We start from the raw sequence: 19,089 nt of genomic DNA, 5'->3' as shown, positions 1-19,089 counted from the left end.
TCCGGCTGGTGCAATCACCGTCGCGAATTTGCAGGGCGAGGTCCGACCCAGAGGCCTGCGTATGCCGCCTTCGTCGACGCCGAATAGCGGCACCGGTGCGCAAGCACGTCGCATTCCCGACGAGCCCGCAACGATGACGCGCAGCACACTGGCTGCCGTCAACGCTCAATCAGGCCACAACCACAAATGACGCAGGCACCTTTCCGAGCGGTATGGGTTTCGTGATTGGCATCGCCTAGCTGGAATAGTGCCGCTGGATTTCTCTGGCTCGGGCGCCTGGGGCCTCATGCGTGCTTCACACGTAGAGAGACAAATATGAACTCGGCCACCGACGAGGCCCGAGGCCCAGGCCCGTCGGCACCCGGACAACCTAGATCCGCGCGCAGCTATACGCCTCGGTCCGATACGGAAACGCCAGCGCCGCCTTCCCGGCCAGCGCTGGGCTGCCGTCGATCACGGCCTGCAGCTGCGCCCGCACCTTGTCCTGCTCGGCCGCCGGCAGCGAGGCGATGAAGCTGACCGACATCACGCGGTCGACGATGACCTGCTGCGCCGGCCCCACGTGCTCGTAGGGCAGGCTGGCCAGTTCGAGCGAACCGAAGCCGTCGGCCGGGAACACCGCCTTCCAGTCGCCCTTGTAGAAGCGCGGCGCGTCGCCCTCGTAGGGCGTCATGATGGTGGTCAGCTGCGCGACCCAGTCCACCGATTCGTCGCGCACGTTCCACACCAGCCCGAGCCTGCCGCCCGGGCGCAGCACGCGCGCGATCTCGGTCATGGCGGCTTGGTTGGCGAACCAGTGGAAGGCCTGCGCGCAGACCACGGCGTCGACGCTGGCGTCGGGCAGCGGAATCGCTTCGGCGGTGCCTTCGAGCGCCTGCACGGCGGGCAGCGCGGCGCTGAGTTGCGCGCGCATGGCGGCGACCGGCTCGACCGCGATCACGGTGGCGCCGGTGGCCTGCAGCAGCTTGCTGAACTTGCCGGTGCCGGCGCCGAGGTCCAGCACGGTCTTGCCGGCGCGCAGGCCGAGCGTGTCCTGCAGCCATTGCGCCAGCGCGGGCGGATAGTCGGGACGGCCGCGGGCATAGGTGTCGGCCTGGGTGGAAAAGCCCTGGGCGGCGGCGTGGTGGATGTCGGTCATGAGGCGCGGTCTCTGGATGCGGGAAAGATCGCTCCAGGGCGCGCGGGATGCCGCGCGGCCCCGGGAAGCGGCAGCGCCGGGCGGCGCGCGGTCAAAACCCGGGGAGTCTTGCCGTCGCGGCGGCGGCAAGCCGCAACGGTACGCCTTCGGCGCGGCGCGCGCAAGGCCCGCCGCCGCCGTGCCTTCAAACTGTCATGCGCCGGCTGCCACGCGCGGTCAGTGCTGCATGCCCCAGCGGCGCACGGTCACGCGCTCCAGTGTGCGGAACACGAGGTTCTCGACCAGCAGGCCGATCAGGATCACCATCGCCAGGCCGGCGAACACGCGGTCGGTGTACAACTCGTTGCGGTTCTGGAAGATGTACCAGCCCAGCCCGCCCTTGCCCGACGACGCGCCGAACACCAGCTCGGCCGCGATCAGCGTGCGCCACGCGAAGGCCCAGCCGATCTTCAGGCCGGACAGGATGGCCGGCAGCGCGGCCGGCACCAGGATCAGCAGCACGTAGCGCAGCCCGCGCAGGCCGTAGTTGCGCCCGGCCATGCGCAGCGTGGCCGGCACGCCGCGGAAACCCGCGTAGGTGTTGAGCGCGAGCGGCCACAGCACCGAGTGGATCAGCACGAACACCAGGCTCTTGCTGCCCAGGCCGAACCACAGCAGCGCCAGCGGCAGCAGCGCGATGGCCGGCAGCGGGTTGAACATCGACGTGAGGGTATCGAGCACGTCGCGCCCGATCTCGGTGGACACCGCCAGCGTGGTCAGCACGAAGGCCAGCACGATGCCGCCCACATAACCTTGCAGCAGCACCGACAGCGACACGCCGGCCTTGTCCAGCAGCTCGCCGCTGGCGATGCCTTCGGCGAACGCGCGCGCGGTGGCGAGGAAGGTCGGCAGCAGCAGGTCGTTGTCCTGCACGCGGGCAATGACTTCCCACAGGCAGGCCAGCACCACCAGGATCAGCGTCTTGCGCAGCCAGCCCTGCTGCCACAGGCGCTGCGGCCACGGCAGGGCGCGCGTCACGGGCAACGCGGTAAACGGCTCCAGCGGCAGCTCGTATTCGGGGCGCACCGCCGGCGTGGCGGCGAGGGATGAGGGGGCTTGGCTCATGGTCGGTCCTGGCGGGCGCTCAGCGCGCCTGCGCGGCGCGGGCCGGCGCGGCGGCCGTGCGCGGCGCCTCGTCGAACAGCAGGTGATGGATGCGCTGGGCGGTGGCCTGGAACTCGGCGCCGCCCTGGCTGGCGAGGTCGTACTGGTGGCTGTTGAGCTCGGCGCGCACCCGGCCCGGATGCGGCGACAGCAGCAGGATGCGGCTGCCCACCACCAGCGCTTCCTCGATCGAGTGGGTCACGAACAGCAGCGTGAAGGCCGCGTCCTGCCACAGCGTCAGCAATTCCTCCTGCATGCGCCGGCGCGTGAGCGCGTCGAGCGCGGCGAACGGCTCGTCCATCAGCAGCACCTTGGGCCGCATGGCCAGCGCGCGCGCGATCGCCACGCGCTGCTTCATGCCGCCGGACAAGGTATGCGGATAGGCGTCGGCGAACTGCGCCAGCCCCACCTTGTCGAGGAAGTGCAGCGCGCATTCGCCGGCCTCGCCGCGCGACATGCCGCGCGAATGCACCAGCGGAAACATCACGTTCTGCCGCACGGTCTTCCACGGCGGCAACTGGTCGAACTCCTGGAACACCACGATGCGGTCCGGGCCCGGCGCGCGCACCGGCACGCCGTCGAGCCGGATCTCGCCCTCGCACGGCGGCACGAAGCCGGCCACCGCCTTGAGCAGGGTGGACTTGCCGCAGCCCGACGGGCCCAGCAGCACGAAGCGGTCAGCCGCGTGCACGTCGAAGCTGACCTGGTGGGTGGCGCGCACCACGCGTTCGGGGGTGCGGTATTCCAGCGACACGCCATCCACCTGCAGCAGCGGCGCGGCAGGGGTGGCGGGACGCGCGGAAACCACGCGCAGAGGCTGCACGGACATGTCAGCTACCTTGTGCGGTGGCCGGGTCCTGGAAGAAATAATCCTGCCAGGACTTCGGCTGGTTGCGGATGGCGCCCACGCGGTACATGAACTCGGCCAGCGTGAAGGTGTTCTGCGGCGTGACCTTGAACTGCACCTGCGGGTTCTTCAGGATCTTGACCAGCAGCGCGCGGTCGATCTTGGCCTTGTTGACGCGGATGTACAGGTCGGCCGCCGCTTCCGGGTTGCTGCTGGCGAACTTGGCCGCCTCGGCCAGCGCGTCGACGAAGGCGCGGTAGGTCTTGGGGTTGTCGTTGCGGAATTTCTCGGTGGCGTACAGCACCGTGGCCGAGCTCGGCCCGCCCAGCACGTCATACGAATTCAGCACGATGCGCGCATTGGGGTTGCCGGCCAGTTCCTGCTCCTGGAACGGCGGGTTGCCGAAGTGGCCGCTGATCTCGGTGCCGCCGGAAATGATGGCCGCCGCCGCGTCGGGATGCGGCACCGCCACCGTCCATTTGTCCAGGCGGTTGTATTCCTTGTCGCCCCACTGCTTGGCCGCGGCCAGTTGCAGCACGCGCGACTGCACCGAGACCGACACCGCCGGCAGCGCGATGCGGTCCTTGTCGGTGAAGTCCGCGATGGTCTTGACCTTGGGATTGTTGCTGACCAGGTAGTACGGGAAGTTGCCCAGCGACGCCACGCCCTTGACGTTCTGCTTGCCGTGCGTGCGGTCCCACACCGTCAGCAGCGGGCCCACGCCGGCGCCGGCGATGTCGATGGCGCCCGACAGCAGCGCGTCGTTGATGGCCGCGCCGCCCGAAAGCTGGGTCCACTCCACCTTGATGTCCAGGCCCTGCTGCTTGCCGTGCTTCTCGATCAGTTGCTGGTCGCGCGCCACGTTGAGCAGCAGGTAGACCACGCCGAACTGCTCGGCGACGCGGATCTTGCCCTCGGCATGGGCCGCGCCCGTGACCGCCATGCCGGCGGCCAGCGTCAGCGCGACGGCGCCGCGCTGCCAGCGGGCGGAGAAGAGGCGGGAACGAAACAGGGACATGCGGAACACTCCGTTGGATGCGAGACAGGAAGACGGGAGGCGGCGGCGCCGGCCGGCGCCGCCATCCGGGAAGGCTCAGAGGGGCAGGTCGCCCTCGATGGTGGTGCGGTACATCACGCGGCGCAGGTGGTCCGGCGTGCCGGCGGCCAGGTGCAGCAGCGAGCGGTTGTCCCAGAACACCAGGTCGTGCGGCTGCCACTGGTGGCGGTACACGTGCTCGGGCCTGACGCTGTGGGCGAACAGCTGCGCCAGCAGGTCGCGGCTCTCGTCCTCGGGCAGGCCGGCGATGCGCGTGGTGAAATGCTCGCTGACGAACAGCGCGCGGCGGCCCGTTTCCGGGTGCGTGCGCACCACCGGCTGCAGCACCGGCGCCACCTGCGCGATCTGCTCGGGCGTCAGGTTCGGACGCCACGGACTGCGCTGCTGCAGCTCGGCGTACTTGGCCAGGTAGGTGTGCTCGGCCTTGCGCCCTTCCACCGCGGCCTTGAGGTGCGCGGGCAGCGTGTCCCACGCCGTGTGCATGTTGGCGAACAGGGTGTCGCCGCCTTCGGCCGGCAGTTCCTGCGCGTGCAGCAGCGAGCCGAGGCTGGGCTTTTCCTTGTACGACAGGTCGGAGTGCCAGAAATGGCCGGCGTCGCCCAGGCCGATCGGCTTGCCGTCCTTGAGCACGTTGGAGACGATCAGGATTTCCGGGTGCCCGGCCAGCTGGAACTGGTTGAGCACGTGGATCTGCAGCGGCCCGAAGCGGCGGCTGAACGCGATCTGCTGCGCGGGCGTGATGCGCTGGTCGCGGAACACCACCACGTGATAGTCGAGATGCGCGCGGTGGATGCGGGCGAAGTCCTCGGCGGACAGCGGCTCGGACAGGTCCAGGCCGACGATCTCGGCGCCCAGCGGGGCGTCCAGCGGGCGGATCTCGAAAGTGCCGGCCTGGCCGGAATGCGGTGCGCGGGCAGGCGCTGCGGCTGCCGTTTGGGTACCAATCGTCATGACGGGCTCGGGGAACGAAAGTGCGGACTGATCTATGTGGACCGGCCGGCGCGGCGCCGCGCTCCGGCAAAGGAGGGCCCCGCACTGCTTGGTTTCAAGCCTTGCACTGTAGTGACCACGAGCTAGTGCGGTCAACGAAGGTTAACGGTGAGCCTTATTCGTTTATCGCATATGGTGTCCGCATGGCGCTTGTCCACCGCCTCATCCCCGGCATCCCGCGTTCCGGCGCGCTCAGGAGCCGCCAATCCTGCCGTCCACCACGAAGCCGCCGCGGTTCGGCATGCGCACGCGCGGCAGCGTGCGCGCGTCGAGCACCGCGTCGTCCGGCACGATGCCGTGCAGGTCCTGCAGCGGCGTCATCGACGAGTTGGCGCCGGGCATCGGCGCCGCGCCGCGGTTGCGGCGGATCACGTTCTTCTCGAATTCGGCGGGCTGGCCGTAGGCGCGCCACAGCACCGGCTCGCCGGGCGCGCGCGTCCACGGCGGCACCGCCAGCGTCTCCGCGCCCGCCGCCGGCGCGGCGGCAAGCGCGCCGGCACCCAGCGCGCCGGCCGCGCCAAGGCCCGCGCCGTGGCGCAGGAAGCGGCGCCGGGCAGGCCGCGCGGGCGTGCGCGCCGTCTTGTCGTTATCGTCGGTCATTGTTCTTGCTCTTGCGCGCGGGGGCGCGCGCCCGTCCGTGCGGCACGTAAGAAACGGCCGCCGGAAACCGCGCACTCTATGCCTGCGCGCGGCCTCGCGGAAGGAAGGAAAACGCATGCCCATATGCGCCGCCGCATATGCGCGCAGCCGATAACCAAAACCAAAAACATTCCTTCTGCCGCGCCGCGGGCGCCGCGTATCTTGGGAGCCGTCGATTCCCCGACCACCGCCCCGCACAGGAACAAGAACACAATGCCCCTCACGCGCCGCAGCCTGCTCAAACACCTTGCCTGGTCCGGCCTTGGCGCCGCCGCCGCGTCCACCCCGCTGAGCGTGTTCAGCGCCACCGGCGCGGCGCGCCCGGACGTCATCCGCATCGGCGTGGCGCAGCCGGCCACCGGCACGCCGCCCAGCTTCGGCGGCAGCTCGCTGTCGATCGCCCACGCGCGCGGCTGGCTGGAGGAAGCCTTCAAGCCGGCCGGCACGCGCGTCGAGTGGTACTTCTTCAAGGGCGCGGGCCCGGCCGTCAACGAAGCGCTCAGCACGAAGCAACTGGATTTCGCGCTGCAGGGCGACCTGCCCGCCATCGTGGCGCGCGCCGCCGGCCTGAAGACGCGGCTGGTGCTGGCCACCAGCGTGCGCACCAATATCTATATCGGCGTGCCGCCCGATTCGCCGCTCAAGACCGTGGCGGACCTGCGCGGCAAGCGTGTGTCGCTGTTCAAGGGCACCAACATGCATCTGCCGGCGCTGCGCCTGCTCGAAGCCAACGGCCTCGCCGAGAAGGACCTGCGCCTGCTCAACCTCGACACCGCGAGCTACCTGGCCGCGCTCACCACGCGCGACCTCGACGCCGCCATCGGCGCGATGGACATCCTGCGCCTGCGCGACAAGGGCGCGGTGCGCATCCTCTATTCGAGCAAGAACCAGTCGCCGATCTACACGCGCCAGAGCCACGTGCTGGTGACCGACGAGTTCGCCAGCAAGTACCCCGAAGCCACCCAGCAGTTCGTCAAGACCTCGGTGCAGGCCGCGCGCTGGGCCTCCGACGAGAAGAACCGCGACGACGTGCTGCACACCTGGGCGCGCGCCGGCACGCCCTACGAGCACTGGAAGGAAGACTACGAAGGCGAGCCGCTGCGCGTGCGCGTGAACCCGAACTTCGACCCGTTCCTGGTGGCGCGCTACAAGGACGCCACCGAGCAGGCCTACCGCCTGCGCCTGTCGCGCGCGCGCTTCGACGTGGACCAGTGGATCGACACGCGCTTCCTCAAGGCGGCGCTGGACGACCTGAGCCTGCAGAGCTACTGGCCGGTCTACCAGGCCAACGGCAAGATCCTCGGAGCCTGACGCGATGGCGGCCAACGAAACCCTGGCGTTGCCGCCGGCGGGACCCGCCGCCACGGAAAGCGCCGCGCCCCCGCGCCGCTGGCGCCCCGGCCGCCAGCACCTGGCGTGGCTGCTGGCGTGGCCGGTGCCGCTGGCGCTGCTGCTGGGCTGGTACGTGGCGGCGCGCTTCGAGTGGATCCCGCCGCAGGTGCTGCCCGCGCCCGACGCGGTGTGGCACACGCTCTCCGACCTCTACCAGAGCGGCGAGCTGCAGGCCAACCTCGCCGTCAGCGCGATGCGCGTGGCCGGCGGTTTTGCCGTGGGCCTGGCCGGCGGCCTCGCGCTCGGCGTGGGCATGGGCCTGTCGCCGAATTTCCGCGACTACGTCTACCCCACCTTCAAGGCCTTCAGCCAGGTGCCGGTGCTGGGCTGGCTGCCGCTGCTGATGCTGCTGGTGGGCATCGACGAGGCGCTCAAGATCATCCTGATCGCCAAGGCCTCGCTGGTGCCGATCGCGCTCAACACCTACAAGGGCATCCAGAACGTGCCCACGCGCTACATCGAGGTGGCGCGCGTGCTGCGCTTCACGCGCTGGCAGATGCTGTCGCGCGTGGTGTTCCCGGCCGCCGCCGCGCCGATCTGGAACGGCATCCGCTACGGCCTCACGCATGCGTGGCTGGCGCTGGTGGTGGTGGAGCTGCTGGCCTCGTCGGAGGGGCTGGGCTACATGATCGTGTACGGCCGCCAGCTGTTCCAGCTCGACATGGTGATCGCCGCGGTGATCGTGGTCGGCGCGGTCGGCTTCGCGCTGGACAAGGCGCTGGCGCTGGCCGAGGCGGCGGTGCTGCGCTGGCGCAAGCCCGGCCTGTGATCGCCCTTCCTGGCCGCACGACGAACCGATAGCGAAGGAACCAAGATGGCGGAATCATCCAAACGCGCCCTGCGCATTCCCCGGCCGCTGCGCGGCTGGGTCCTGCCGATCTCCCTGGTGGTGCTGTGGTGGGCCGCGGTGCGCTTCGGCTGGAGCACCTCGCCGCTGCTGGTGCCGGTCTCCAAGGTGTGGGACACGGCGGTGCAGCAGGTGCGCAGCGGCGCCCTGTTCGAGGCGCTGCGCGCGAGCCTGTGGCGCGACCTGGCCGGCTTCGCGCTGGGCGCCAGCGTGGGGCTGGCGTTCGGCGCGGCGCTGGGGCTGTCGCGCCTGTTCGAGCAGCTGGCCGGGCCCACTTTCCACACCATCAAGCAGATCTCGCTGTTCGCGTGGATCCCGCTGATCTCGGTGTGGTTCGGCCTCGGCGACACCGCCAAGGTGGTGTTCCTCTCGCTGGCGGCGTTCTTCCCGGTGGTGCTCAACACCTTCGAGGGCATCCGCGGCGTGCCGGCCGACCTGCTGGAGGTCGCGCGCGTGCTGAAGTACTCGCGCTGGCAGGTGCTGCTGCGCGTGGTGCTGCCGGCGGCCTCGCCGTCGATCTTCGCCGGCATCCACCTGGCGCTGATCTATGCGTGGCTGGCCACGCTCGGCGCCGAATACCTGCTGGTGGCCGGCAAGGGCATCGGCAACACCATGATCGACGGCCGCGAGAATTTCTGGATGGACCTGGTGATCTTCGGCGTGATCGTGGTCGGGCTGGTCGGCTTCACGCTGAACTGGATCGCCAGCCGCATCGAAGGCCGCCTGCTGGCCTGGCGCGGCCGCTCGGTCGCCGCCTTCTAGGATGCCAGGAGGCACGATCAAAGAGATCCTGGCGTCGTCGCGCGGCCCTGCCGTACCGCTTGTACTGTCTGCGGCCGCGCGCCTGGCCAGGACCGCTTCGCTTCTCTTTGACAGCACCTCCCTTTCCCTTTTCTTCGCACTGCCTCATCTTTTCCGGAGAACCACATGGCGCACGCCGGCACGCTCAGCATCGAGCACCTGCGCAAGCAATACCAGGTCAAGGGCGCGGCCCTGCCTGTGCTGGAGGACATCACGCTGTCGATCGCCCCGGGCGAGTTCGTCAGCATCGTCGGCGCCAGCGGCTGCGGCAAGTCCACCCTGCTGCGGCTGGTGGTCGGGCTGGAAGAAGACTACAAGGGCGAGATCCTGCTCGACGGCAAGCGCGTGGCGGGCACCAGCCTGGACCGCGGCATCGTGTTCCAGGAGCACCGGCTGTTCCCGTGGCTGACGGTGGAGCAGAACATCCGCATGGCGCTGCTCAACGCCAACATCACCGAGACCGACAAGCGCCGCACGGTGCGCGAGCACATCGAGCTGGTCGGGCTGGCCGGCTTCGAGACCGCGTTTCCGCACCAGTTGTCCGGCGGCATGTCGCAGCGCGTGGCGATCGCGCGCGCGCTGGTCACGCGCCCGGAAATCCTGCTGCTCGACGAGCCGTTCGGCGCGCTCGACGCGCTCACGCGCGCCTACCTGCAGCAGGAGCTGCACCGCATCTGGCAGGCCGAGGGCATCACCATGATCCTGGTCACGCACGACGTGGAGGAAGCCGTCTACCTGGGCGACCGCGTGGTGGTGATGGAGCCGCGCCCGGGCCGCATCCGCCGCATCCTGCCGGTGCCGCTGCCGCACCCGCGCGAGCGCGCCTCGGCCGCCTTCGCGCGCGTCAAGGACGACGTGCTGCAGGAATTCACCGGGCGCCTGGCCGAGCTGGCCGAGGCGCCGGTCAGGCGCGAGCCGGACGCGGACGCCACGCGGCTGCCGCCCAATATCCGCTTCGCCATCTGAAATCTGAAGCGCGCCGGCAGGCGCCGGACACCAACGCAGGACTAGACCCACGGGAGAACGCCATGACCCAGCAGCACGCCGCATCGCAAGTCGAACTCGACATCCACCCGGTAGCCGGGCGCATCGGCGCGGAGATCCGCGGCGTGCGGCTCTCGCCGCAGCTCGACGCCGCCACCTTTGCCGCCGTGCGCGCGGCGCTGCTGCGCCACAAGGTGCTGTTCTTCCGCGGCCAGGACCATCTCGACGACGCCGCGCAGGAAGGCTTCGCCAGCCTGTTCGGCACGCCGGTGCCCCACCCCACCGTGCCCTCGCGCGACGGCACGCGCTTCCTGCTGGAGCTCGACTCCGAGCACGGCGGGCGCGCCAACTCCTGGCATACCGACGTCACCTTCGACCTGGCCTACCCGCAGGTCTCGGTGCTGCGCGGCGTGATCATCCCGGCCGCCGGCGGCGACACCGTGTGGGCCAACACCGCCACCGCCTACCAGGACCTGCCCGAGGGCCTGCGCGAGCTGGCCGACCGCCTGTGGGCGCTGCACACCAACGACTACGACTACGCCGCCACGCGCACCACGGTCAGCACCGACGCCATCAAGCGCTACCGCGAGGTCTTCACCTCGGCCATCTACGAGACCGAGCACCCGGTGGTGCGCGTGCACCCGGAAACCGGCGAGCGCACGCTGGTGCTCGGGCATTTCGTCAAGAAGCTGCTCGGCTATTCGGGCTCGGACTCGCAGCACCTCGTGGCCGTGCTGCAGGACCACGTGCACCGCCTGGAGAACACCGTGCGCTGGCGCTGGCGCGCCGGCGACGTGGCGATCTGGGACAACCGCGCCACCCAGCACTACGCCATCAACGACTACGGCGACGCCAAGCGCGTGGTGCGGCGCGTGACCATCGCCGGCGACGTGCCGGTCGGCGTGGACGGCCGGCGCAGCGTCGCGGTCAAGTCCGGCGCGCCCAAGGCGGGCGAGCCGGCCAACCACGCGGCGCACGCGCGCGCGGCGGCATAGGCAGCCGGACTCCGGAAACGACAAAGGCGGCCCGCGGGCCGCCTTTGTCTTTACGCCGGAGGAAGATCCTCAGTGCACCATCATGTTCTGGTTCATGTTGTGCATGATCCACAGCGAACCTGCGATCACGATCAGCAGGATCAGCGCGGTGAAGGCCAGCGCCATCACGTTCCAGCGCTGCTCCGAGGAACGGTCCATGTGCAGGAAGTACACCAGGTGCACCACGATCTGCACCACGGCCAGGCCGAGGATGACGGCCAGCGTGGTGCCGGCGGCGACCGTGCCGCCGCCGCCCATCACCAGGCGGAACGGGATGACGGTCAGGATGACCGCCAGCACGAAGCCGATCACGTAGTTCTTGACGCTGCTGTGGCTGGCGCCGCCGGCGCTGGTGCCGTGCGCGCCGTGGCCGGCGGTCGAGACGTTGCTGTGTTCCATTACATCGCTCCCATCAGGTAGACCACGGTGAACACGCCGATCCAGACGATGTCCAGAAAGTGCCAGAACAGCGCGAAGCACGCCAGGCGCTTGCCCACGGTCGGCGTCAGGCCCTTGCGGGCGATCTGCCAGATCAGCACGGCCATCCACAGCAGGCCGCTGGCCACGTGCAGGCCGTGGGTGCCGACCAGCGTGAAGAACGACGACAGGAAGGCGCTGCGGTTGGGGCCCGCGCCTTCGGCGATCATGTGATGGAACTCGTTGATTTCCATGCCGATGAAGGCCACGCCGAACAGGAAGGTGATGGCCAGCCAGAACTGCAGGCGGGACTTCTGGCCGTTGTGCAGGGCCACCATCGCCATGCCCGAGGTCAGGCTCGAGAACAGCAGCAGGAAGGTCTCGACCAGGACGTAGTTCAGTTCGAACAGTTCCTTGCCCGAGGGGCCGCCCGCCACTTCGCCGCGCAGCACCGCGAAAGCGGCGAACAGACCGGCGAAGATGATGCAGTCGCTCATCAGGTAGACCCAGAAGCCGAACACGGTGTTGGCGCTGGTGTCGTGATGGGTGTGGTCGTGCGAATGGTCATGGGCATGCCCTGCGGCATGCGCGGAATGACGGTCTAGGACTTGTGTGGACATAGGTTTCAGGCCTGCGACGCGACGCGCTGGAAGTGGGTCTTTTCGACTGCCTCGACTTCGCGTGCGGGCACGTAGTAGTCGATGTGGTCGTCGTTGCTGCGGAAGATGAAGGACACGATCATGCCCACCAGGCCCACGATCGCCAGCCACCAGATGTGCCAGGTCGCGGCGAAGCCCAGCACGAAGCTGAACGCGCCCATGTAGAAGCCGGCGCCGGTGTTCTTCGGCATGTGGATCTGCTCGTAGTGCGCTTCCTGCTTCGGCGCTTCGCCGCGGGCCTTCATGTCGGCGAAGGCGTCCAGGTCACGCACCACCGGGGTGTGCGCGAAGTTGTAGAACGGCGGCGGCGACGAGGTGGACCACTCCAGCGTGCGGCCGTTCCACGGATCGCCCGTGACGTCGGCCAGCGCCTTGCGGTTGCGCACGCTCACCACGATCTGCAGCACCTGGAACACCACGCCCAGGCCGATCAGCGCGGCGCCGCACACGGCCACGTACAGGAACGGGTTCCAGGCCGGGTTGTCGGTGTGGTTCAGGCGGCGGGTCATGCCCATGAAGCCGAGCACGTACAGCGGCATGAAGGCCAGGTAGAAGCCGACCAGCCAGCACCAGAAGGCGCACTTGCCCAGGCGCTCGTCGAGCTTGAAGCCGAACGCCTTCGGGAACCAGTAGGTGATGCCGGCCAGGTAGCCGAACAGCACGCCGCCGATGATCACGTTGTGGAAGTGGGCGATCAGGAACAGGCTGTTGTGCAGCACGAAGTCAGCGGCGGGCACGGCCATCAGCACGCCGGTCATGCCGCCGATCACGAACGTGACCATGAAGCCCAGCGTCCACATCACCGGCGTGGTCATGCGCACGCGGCCGCGGTACATGGTGAACAGCCAGTTGAAGATCTTCACCCCGGTCGGGATGGAGATGATCATGGTGGTGATGCCGAAGAACGCGTTCACGCTGGCGCCGGAGCCCATCGTGAAGAAGTGGTGCAGCCAGACCAGGAACGACAGCACCATGATGGCGCAGGTCGCGTAGACCATGCCCTTGTAGCCGAACAGCTTCTTGCCCGAGAAGGTCGAGATGACTTCCGAGAAGATGCCGAATGCCGGCAGCACCAGGATGTACACCTCGGGGTGGCCCCAGATCCAGATCAGGTTCACGTACATCATGGCGTTGCCGCCCATTTCGTTCGTGAAGAAGTGCATGTCGAAGTAGCGGTCCAGGCCCAGCAGCGCCAGCGAGACCGTCAGCACCGGGAACGAGGCGATGATCAGCACGTTGGTGCACAGCGCGGTCCAGGTAAACACCGGCATGCGCATCAGGGTCATGCCCGGGGCGCGCATCTTGAGGATGGTGACCAGGAAGTTCACGCCGGTGAGCAAGGTGCCCAGGCCGGAGATCTGCAGGCTCCACAGGTAGTAGTCCACGCCCACGCCGGGGCTGAACTGCAGGCCCGACAGCGGCGGGTAGGCCAGCCAGCCGGTGCGCGCGAACTCGCCGACGCCCAGCGAGACGTTGACCAGCATCGCGCCGGCCACGAACAGCCAGAAGCTCAGCGTGTTGAGGAACGGGAAGGCCACGTCGCGCGCGCCGATCTGCAGCGGCACGACCAGGTTCATCAGGCCCGTCATCAGCGGCATCGCCACGAAGAAGATCATGATCACGCCGTGGGCGGTGAAGATCTGGTCGTAGTGCTCGGGCGGCAGGATGCCCGGCGAGCCGTTGGTGGACAGCGCCAGCTGCGTGCGCATCATGATCGCGTCGGCGAAGCCGCGCAGCAGCATGACCATCGCCACGGCCGAATACATGATGCCGATCTTCTTGTGGTCGACCGAGGTGAACCACTCATTCCACAGCCAGCCCCACTTGCGGGTGTAGGTGATCAGCGCGAACACCGCCAGCGCGCCCAGGGCCACCACCGACAACGTGCCCATGACGATGGGCTCGTGGAACGGGATGGCATCCAAACTCAATTTGCCAAACATCATTACTCCTAGGAATTCGAGCCCGGCGCCGACTTAGCGGGCGCGGCCAGGGACACCTGGCTCTCGCCGAGGGTGTTGCGCGAGGTGCAGACAGGACCGAACGAGGTGCCGTTGCCGGCGATCGCGCCGCCGGCGCCGTCCATGTACTTGTGCAGGATGCCGTGGTACAGCTGCGGATCGACCTTGGCGAACAGCGTCACGGGTTCCTTCTCGCTGGGCTTGGCCAGTTGTTCGTAGTCGGCCAGGTTCAGCTCGCGCGACGAGGCGCGGACCTGCTTGACCCACTGTTCGAAGTCGAAGTTCGACACGGCCTTGGCCTTGAACTTCATGCCCGAGAAGCCGCCGCCGCTGTAGTTCGCCGACATGCCGTCATAGCTGCCGGCTTCGTTGGCGATCAGGTGCAGCTTGGTCTCCATCCCCGCCATCGCGTAGATCTGGCTGCCCAGCTGCGGGATGAAGAAGGAGTTCATGATCGAATCGGACGTGATCTTGAAGTTCACCGGCGTGTTGACCGGGAACGCGATCTCGTTGACGGTGGCGATGTGCAGTTCGGGATAGATGAACAGCCACTTCCAGTTCAGCGCCACGGCCTCGATCGTGATCGGCTTGACGTCCGACTCGATGGGCTTGTACGGGTCCAGGTCGTGCGAGGACTTCCAGGTGATGATGCCCAGCACCAGGATGATCAGGCACGGGATCAGCCACACCACCACCTCGATCCCGGTCGAGTGCGACCAGTCCGGCTCGTAGCGGGCGTTCTTGTTGCTTGCGCGGTACTTCCAGGCAAAGGTGAACACCAGGATGATCACCGGCACCACCACCAGCAGCATCAGCCAGGTCGCGATCAGGATGATGTTCTTTTCGTCGGCGCCGATCTGGCCCTTCGGATCTAGCACGGTCATGTTGCAGCCGGCCAGCAGCAGCAGGGCGCCACCGGGCAGGAACCGCGTCCAACGCGGAAGTTCGGGTATCTTCATGTCACGACTGGTTGAGTAAGCCACGGAACGACGGCGCGGCGTGGTTTTGCCGCCCGATGCGCAAGCAAGAGGCAGACGACTTAAGGCTTGGGGGAAACTCGGTTCAGGCGGCCTGCCGGCCCGGAGAAGCGCCAATCAGCGGCGGACTGGCCTGGTCCTTGTGGGACGGGTTGGGCAGGATGGCCCGGTCCTTGCTGGACAGAGCGTTGCGGGACTGCGGCGGTCCACACAGGAGGATGTTGCGGTGACGATGCTCGACACGCCTGCCGGTGCGGCAAACGTGGTTTATTGATGAGAATCGGGGGCCGTCAGACATCGTGGCGCGAATCTACCGCATCGCAACAACGAGGGTAAACCCGGGAACAGGAACACACTGTCCGCCAAACAGGACAATACGGCATCTCGCGCGATCGTGCGGTGAACGGTGCGCTTGTTCAGAAACATCCTGACTGCGGCAAGGTGTCGCAGGGTGCGCACCCTTGAAAGCAGTTGCACAAATTGCAACGCGCAGGCGCGGCCCGCGCGGCGGTCTTCCACCGTCCGCGCGTCGCCTGCGCGCCGCGCCGGCGGCCTCCGGTCTGACCTCGGGCGGCCCGCCCGGTTCTATCCAAATGCAATAAGCTTCCTTCCCCTGCCACCGCGATTTCGCAACCATAGGGCCCAGCCGGATCTTCCCGATCCCCGCCACCCTTCCGGAGAAATCGCATGACCCTGTTGCGCAACTGGCCCCGCCGCCTCGGCCTTGCCCTGTCCTTCGCCGCGCTGGCCTGGTCCGCCGGCGCCGCCGCCGCCGACCAGGCCGTGCGCGTGGGCTACCAGAAGGCCGGCCTGCTCGCCGTGCTCAAGGCCCAGGGCTCGCTCGAGAAGAAGCTCGCGCCGCTGGGCTTCAAGGTCGAGTGGAAGGAATTCCCGGCCGGCCCGCAACTGCTGGAGGCGCTCAACGCCGGCAGCATCGACTTCGGCTACACCGGCGCGCCGCCGGCCGTGTTCGCCCAGGCCGCGCGCGCCAGCTTCGTCTACGTCGGCGCCGAGCCCGGTGGCAAGACCAACGAGGCCCTGTTCGTGCTCGACAAGTCCCCGGTGCGCACGGTGGCCGACCTCAAGGGCAGGCGCGTCGCGCTGCAAAAGGGCTCCAGCTCCAACTACCTGCTGGTGCAGCTGCTCAAGAAGAACGGCCTGAGCCTGCAGGACATCCAGCCGATCTACCTGCCGCCGGCCGACGCCCGCGCCGCCTTCGAGAGCGGCAACGTGGACGCCTGGGTGGTGTGGGACCCCTACTACGCGCTGGCGCAGAAGGCCCTCAAGGTGCGCACCATCGCCGACTACGAAAACGTGCCCTCGCCGTTCAACTTCTACGAAGCCGCCGGCGCCTTCGTCAAGGCGCACCCGCAGGCGGTCAACGCCATCCTCGAGCAACTGCGCGCCAGCGGCCTGTGGGTGGTGAAGAACCCCGGCGAGACCGCCGCCCTGCTCGCGCCCGCGGTCGGCCTCGAAGTGCAGGTGGTGGAAGCCTGGCTCCGGCGCGTGCCCTACGGCGCCACCCCGGTCACGCCGGACGTGGTGGCCGCCCAGCAGCAGGTGGCCGACCTGTTTTACCAGCAGAAGCTGATTCCGGCCCCGATCCAGGTCAAGGACAACGTCTGGCAGGCCAGCTTCCCGCTCGCCAGCCAGTGACCGGGCGGCGGGTATCGCCGGGCAGCGCCGGGCAGCGCCGGCACGGGCCGCGCGCGGCCCGGTGCGATCACCGGCCACCGCCTTGGCGGGCGCCGGCCCGCGCTGCTACCATGCCCGCTCCCGGCAGGCTTCCCATCACCATAGATCCAGCAACCACAACATGAAACTCGAGACGATTGCAGTCCACGGCGGCTACTCCCCCGATCCCACCACCCGCGCGGTGGCCGTGCCGATCTACCAGACCGTGGCCTACGCCTTCGACAACGCGCAGCACGGCGCCGACCTGTTCGACCTCAAGGTGCCCGGCAATATCTACAGCCGCATCATGAACCCGACCAACGACGTGCTCGAGCAGCGCCTGGCCGCGCTCGAGGGCGGCGTGGGCGCGCTGGCGCTGGCGTCCGGCATGGCGGCCATCACCTACGCGATCCAGACCATCGCCGAGGCCGGCGACAACATCGTCTCGGCCAGCCAGCTCTACGGCGGCACCTACAACCTGTTCGCGCACACGCTGCCGCTGTCCGGCATCGAGACGCGCTTCGCCGACGGCCGCAACCCGGCCGCCTTCGGCGACCTGATCGACGAGCGTACCAAGGCCATCTTCGTCGAGTCGGTCGGCAACCCGCTCGGCAACATCGTCGACATCGCCGCCATCGCCAAGGTCGCGCACAGCCACGGCATCCCGCTGATCGTCGACAACACCGTGCCCTCGCCCTACCTGTGCCGGCCGTTCGAGCACGGCGCGGACATCGTGGTGCACTCGCTGACCAAGTACCTGGGCGGCCACGGCAACAGCGTGGGCGGCGCCATCGTCGACAGCGGCAAGTTCCCGTGGGCCGAGCACAAGGCCCGCTTCAGGCGCCTGAACGAACCCGACGTGTCCTACCACGGCGTGGTCTACACCGAAGCGCTGGGCCCGGCCGCCTACATCGGCCGCGCGCGCGTGGTGCCGCTGCGCAATACCGGCGCGGCGCTGTCGCCGTTCAACGCCTTCCTGATCCTGCAAGGCATCGAGACCCTGGCCCTGCGCCTGGACCGCATCACCGAGAACGCGCTGGCCGTGGCGCGCCACCTCAAGGCCAGCCCCAAGGTCGAATGGGTCAACTTCGCCGGCCTGCCCGAGCACCCGGACCACGCGCTGGTGCAGCGCTACCTCGGCGGCCGCGGCCCCGGCATCCTGTCGTTCGGCCTCAAGAGCGGCGGCCGCGAGGCCGGCGCGCGCTTCCTCGACGCGCTGCAGCTGTTCACGCGCCTGGTCAACATCGGCGACGCCAAGTCGCTGGCCACGCACCCGGCCTCCACCACCCACCGCCAGCTCGACGCCGCCGAACTGAAGGCCGCCGGCGTGAGCGAGGACATGGTGCGCCTGTCGATCGGCATCGAGCATATCGACGACCTGCTCGAAGACCTCGACCGGGCGCTGGCGGCGGCCTGAGGCCGGCGCTGCCCGCCCTGCCTGTCGTTTCCCGCAGGTTCCCCCTCTCCCGCTTGCGGGAGAGGGACCGCGGGAGAAGGCAGGCGCATCGCACACCACCCCGCCAGACCCATCCGCCTTATTCGCCCGAGTTATATGCCCATGCATATTTACTCGTTCCTCGCGCATAGGTAGCCCCCTACAATGGCTCCCTCGCCCGCCGCTGAAAGCGCGCGCGGGCACGCCATACACACCAACGACACGGGGAGCTTTGATGAAAATGGGTTTCGGGATTCGACTGATTGCCGCGGTGCTTGCCCTCGGCGTGATCCAGACGGCCGGCGCGGCCGATCCGGACAAGAAGGAAATCCGCTTCGGCGCCACCGCCGGCCCGTACTCCGACCAGATCCGCTACGGCATCAAGCCGCTGCTGGAGAAGAAGGGCTACAAGGTCACCATCGTCGAGTTCAGCGACTACGTGCAGCCCAACCTGGCGCTGGCCGATGGCGCCATCGACGCCAACGCCTTCCAGCACGTGGCCTACCTGAAGAAGTTCGCCGGCGACCGCAAGCTGCAACTGTCCGAGGTGCTGCAGGTGCCGACCGCGCCGATCGGCATCTACAGCCACAAGCACAAGACCCTGGCCGAAGTGAAGCCGGGCGCCACCGTCTCGCTGCCCAACGATCCGTCCAACCTGGCGCGCGCCATCGCGATCCTGCAGCAGATCGGCTGGGTCACGCTCAAGCCCGGCACCGACACGATCCGCGCCAGCGAGCGCGACATCGAGACCAACCCGAACAAGCTCAAGCTGATCCAGCTCGAAGCCGCGCAGCTGCCGCGCTCGCTCGACGACGTGGACTACGCCTTCGTCAACGGCAACTTCGCGCTGTCCTCCGGCCTGAAGCTGACCGAGGCGCTGTCGCTGGAGAAGATTCCCGACTACTACATGAACCTGGTGGCCGTGCGCACCGCCGACCTCGGCAAGCCGTTCGTCAAGGACATCCGCGACGCCTACCAGTCGCCGGAATTCAAGGCGACCACGCAGCAGCGCTTCGCGGGCTTCCTGCCGCCGGCGTACCAGCGCTGAACCAGCGCTGAGGCAGCGCGGCCCTTCGGGGCCCTGGAAGCAAAAA

The 19,089-nt window shown here is 68.4% G+C and carries 17 protein-coding genes and 1 pseudogene; 8 read left to right on the top strand and 10 right to left on the bottom strand.

Annotation, left to right across the window (positions count from 1 at the left end; all coding sequences use genetic code 11):
* Nucleotides 1-370: 370 nt before the first annotated feature.
* The 6 genes and pseudogenes from KF708C_RS08490 to KF708C_RS37015 all read right to left on the bottom strand — a co-directional run.
* Nucleotides 371-1,138: a class I SAM-dependent methyltransferase gene (locus KF708C_RS08490; RefSeq protein ID WP_059411466.1), complete on the bottom strand. Its 768-nt coding sequence runs from the start codon at nucleotides 1,136-1,138 to the stop codon at nucleotides 371-373.
* 216 nt (nucleotides 1,139-1,354) lie between these two features.
* Complete coding sequence (locus KF708C_RS08485; RefSeq protein WP_029043704.1) at nucleotides 1,355-2,242, bottom strand: ABC transporter permease; 888 nt, start codon at nucleotides 2,240-2,242, stop codon at nucleotides 1,355-1,357.
* A gap of 19 nt (nucleotides 2,243-2,261) precedes the next feature.
* The gene (locus KF708C_RS08480; RefSeq protein ID WP_059411465.1) at nucleotides 2,262-3,110 is read right to left on the bottom strand and encodes an ABC transporter ATP-binding protein; all 849 of its coding nucleotides are present in this window, start codon (nucleotides 3,108-3,110) and stop codon (nucleotides 2,262-2,264) included.
* A gap of 1 nt (nucleotide 3,111) precedes the next feature.
* A complete protein-coding gene (locus KF708C_RS08475) occupies nucleotides 3,112-4,146 on the bottom strand; it encodes an ABC transporter substrate-binding protein (RefSeq protein WP_020203444.1) in 1,035 nt (344 codons plus the stop codon).
* A 75-nt stretch (nucleotides 4,147-4,221) separates the two neighbouring features.
* The gene (locus tag KF708C_RS08470) at nucleotides 4,222-5,136 is read right to left on the bottom strand and encodes a TauD/TfdA dioxygenase family protein (protein ID WP_059411464.1); all 915 of its coding nucleotides are present in this window, start codon (nucleotides 5,134-5,136) and stop codon (nucleotides 4,222-4,224) included.
* Between the two features lie 231 nt (nucleotides 5,137-5,367).
* Nucleotides 5,368-5,478, bottom strand: a pseudogene (locus KF708C_RS37015) (c-type cytochrome); the annotation flags it as partial.
* 549 nt (nucleotides 5,479-6,027) lie between these two features.
* Between KF708C_RS37015 and KF708C_RS08460 the strand changes: the two are divergent.
* The 5 genes from KF708C_RS08460 (at nucleotide 6,028) to KF708C_RS08440 (ending at nucleotide 10,833) form a co-directional block, all read left to right on the top strand.
* Complete coding sequence (locus KF708C_RS08460) at nucleotides 6,028-7,125, top strand: ABC transporter substrate-binding protein (RefSeq protein WP_020203446.1); 1,098 nt, start codon at nucleotides 6,028-6,030, stop codon at nucleotides 7,123-7,125.
* 4 nt (nucleotides 7,126-7,129) lie between these two features.
* Complete coding sequence (locus KF708C_RS08455) at nucleotides 7,130-7,975, top strand: ABC transporter permease (RefSeq protein WP_059411462.1); 846 nt, start codon at nucleotides 7,130-7,132, stop codon at nucleotides 7,973-7,975.
* Nucleotides 7,976-8,020: 45 nt separating this feature from the next.
* A complete protein-coding gene (locus KF708C_RS08450; protein WP_059411461.1) occupies nucleotides 8,021-8,815 on the top strand; it encodes an ABC transporter permease in 795 nt (264 codons plus the stop codon).
* A 165-nt stretch (nucleotides 8,816-8,980) separates the two neighbouring features.
* The gene (locus KF708C_RS08445; RefSeq protein ID WP_059411460.1) at nucleotides 8,981-9,820 is read left to right on the top strand and encodes an ABC transporter ATP-binding protein; all 840 of its coding nucleotides are present in this window, start codon (nucleotides 8,981-8,983) and stop codon (nucleotides 9,818-9,820) included.
* A 62-nt stretch (nucleotides 9,821-9,882) separates the two neighbouring features.
* Nucleotides 9,883-10,833, top strand: a complete 951-nt coding sequence (locus tag KF708C_RS08440; RefSeq protein ID WP_059411459.1) for a TauD/TfdA dioxygenase family protein — start codon at nucleotides 9,883-9,885, stop codon at nucleotides 10,831-10,833.
* Between the two features lie 69 nt (nucleotides 10,834-10,902).
* On the opposite strand, the gene KF708C_RS08435 is transcribed toward KF708C_RS08440, so the two are convergent.
* The 4 genes from KF708C_RS08435 to cyoA are packed head-to-tail and all read right to left on the bottom strand — an operon-like array spanning nucleotide 10,903 to nucleotide 14,868.
* On the bottom strand, nucleotides 10,903-11,271 hold the full coding sequence (locus KF708C_RS08435) for a cytochrome o ubiquinol oxidase subunit IV (protein WP_020203451.1): 369 nt from the start codon (nucleotides 11,269-11,271) through the stop codon (nucleotides 10,903-10,905).
* Complete coding sequence (gene cyoC, locus KF708C_RS08430; protein WP_059411458.1) at nucleotides 11,271-11,909, bottom strand: cytochrome o ubiquinol oxidase subunit III; 639 nt, start codon at nucleotides 11,907-11,909, stop codon at nucleotides 11,271-11,273. The genes KF708C_RS08435 and cyoC overlap by 1 nt, the downstream gene beginning before the upstream one ends.
* 5 nt (nucleotides 11,910-11,914) lie before the next feature.
* A complete protein-coding gene (gene cyoB / locus KF708C_RS08425; protein WP_029043706.1) occupies nucleotides 11,915-13,891 on the bottom strand; it encodes a cytochrome o ubiquinol oxidase subunit I in 1,977 nt (658 codons plus the stop codon).
* A gap of 8 nt (nucleotides 13,892-13,899) precedes the next feature.
* On the bottom strand, nucleotides 13,900-14,868 hold the full coding sequence (cyoA, locus tag KF708C_RS08420; protein WP_020203454.1) for a ubiquinol oxidase subunit II: 969 nt from the start codon (nucleotides 14,866-14,868) through the stop codon (nucleotides 13,900-13,902).
* Between the two features lie 705 nt (nucleotides 14,869-15,573).
* Between cyoA and KF708C_RS08415 the strand changes: the two genes are divergently transcribed.
* From KF708C_RS08415 to KF708C_RS08405, 3 genes are all read left to right on the top strand, one after another.
* Nucleotides 15,574-16,542, top strand: coding sequence for an aliphatic sulfonate ABC transporter substrate-binding protein (locus KF708C_RS08415; protein ID WP_059411457.1), 969 nt, complete (start codon nucleotides 15,574-15,576; stop codon nucleotides 16,540-16,542).
* 160 nt (nucleotides 16,543-16,702) lie between these two features.
* On the top strand, nucleotides 16,703-17,977 hold the full coding sequence (locus KF708C_RS08410; RefSeq protein WP_020203456.1) for an O-acetylhomoserine aminocarboxypropyltransferase/cysteine synthase family protein: 1,275 nt from the start codon (nucleotides 16,703-16,705) through the stop codon (nucleotides 17,975-17,977).
* Between the two features lie 253 nt (nucleotides 17,978-18,230).
* A complete protein-coding gene (locus KF708C_RS08405) occupies nucleotides 18,231-19,043 on the top strand; it encodes a MetQ/NlpA family ABC transporter substrate-binding protein (protein ID WP_059411456.1) in 813 nt (270 codons plus the stop codon).
* Nucleotides 19,044-19,089: the final 46 nt, after the last annotated feature.

The sequence above is a fragment of the Cupriavidus basilensis genome (assembly GCF_000876015.1).
Lineage (GTDB): Bacteria > Pseudomonadota > Gammaproteobacteria > Burkholderiales > Burkholderiaceae > Cupriavidus > Cupriavidus basilensis_B.
This window is presented reverse-complemented; position numbering and strand designations above follow the sequence as displayed.

Bases quoted from the DNA above. Each gene is read 5' to 3' on its own strand.
- KF708C_RS08490 (WP_059411466.1), bottom strand. From the start codon at position 1,138: ATGACCGACATCCACCACGCCGCCGCCCAGGGCTTTTCCACCCAGGCC.
- KF708C_RS08485 (WP_029043704.1), bottom strand. From the start codon at position 2,242: ATGAGCCAAGCCCCCTCATCCCTCGCCGCCACGCCGGCGGTGCGCCCC.
- KF708C_RS08480 (WP_059411465.1), bottom strand. From the start codon at position 3,110: ATGTCCGTGCAGCCTCTGCGCGTGGTTTCCGCGCGTCCCGCCACCCCT.
- KF708C_RS08475 (WP_020203444.1), bottom strand. From the start codon at position 4,146: ATGTCCCTGTTTCGTTCCCGCCTCTTCTCCGCCCGCTGGCAGCGCGGC.
- KF708C_RS08470 (WP_059411464.1), bottom strand. From the start codon at position 5,136: ATGACGATTGGTACCCAAACGGCAGCCGCAGCGCCTGCCCGCGCACCG.
- KF708C_RS08460 (WP_020203446.1), top strand. From the start codon at position 6,028: ATGCCCCTCACGCGCCGCAGCCTGCTCAAACACCTTGCCTGGTCCGGC.
- KF708C_RS08455 (WP_059411462.1), top strand. From the start codon at position 7,130: ATGGCGGCCAACGAAACCCTGGCGTTGCCGCCGGCGGGACCCGCCGCC.
- KF708C_RS08450 (WP_059411461.1), top strand. From the start codon at position 8,021: ATGGCGGAATCATCCAAACGCGCCCTGCGCATTCCCCGGCCGCTGCGC.
- KF708C_RS08445 (WP_059411460.1), top strand. From the start codon at position 8,981: ATGGCGCACGCCGGCACGCTCAGCATCGAGCACCTGCGCAAGCAATAC.
- KF708C_RS08440 (WP_059411459.1), top strand. From the start codon at position 9,883: ATGACCCAGCAGCACGCCGCATCGCAAGTCGAACTCGACATCCACCCG.
- KF708C_RS08435 (WP_020203451.1), bottom strand. From the start codon at position 11,271: ATGGAACACAGCAACGTCTCGACCGCCGGCCACGGCGCGCACGGCACC.
- cyoC (WP_059411458.1), bottom strand. From the start codon at position 11,909: ATGTCCACACAAGTCCTAGACCGTCATTCCGCGCATGCCGCAGGGCAT.
- cyoB (WP_029043706.1), bottom strand. From the start codon at position 13,891: ATGTTTGGCAAATTGAGTTTGGATGCCATCCCGTTCCACGAGCCCATC.
- cyoA (WP_020203454.1), bottom strand. From the start codon at position 14,868: ATGAAGATACCCGAACTTCCGCGTTGGACGCGGTTCCTGCCCGGTGGC.
- KF708C_RS08415 (WP_059411457.1), top strand. From the start codon at position 15,574: ATGACCCTGTTGCGCAACTGGCCCCGCCGCCTCGGCCTTGCCCTGTCC.
- KF708C_RS08410 (WP_020203456.1), top strand. From the start codon at position 16,703: ATGAAACTCGAGACGATTGCAGTCCACGGCGGCTACTCCCCCGATCCC.
- KF708C_RS08405 (WP_059411456.1), top strand. From the start codon at position 18,231: ATGAAAATGGGTTTCGGGATTCGACTGATTGCCGCGGTGCTTGCCCTC.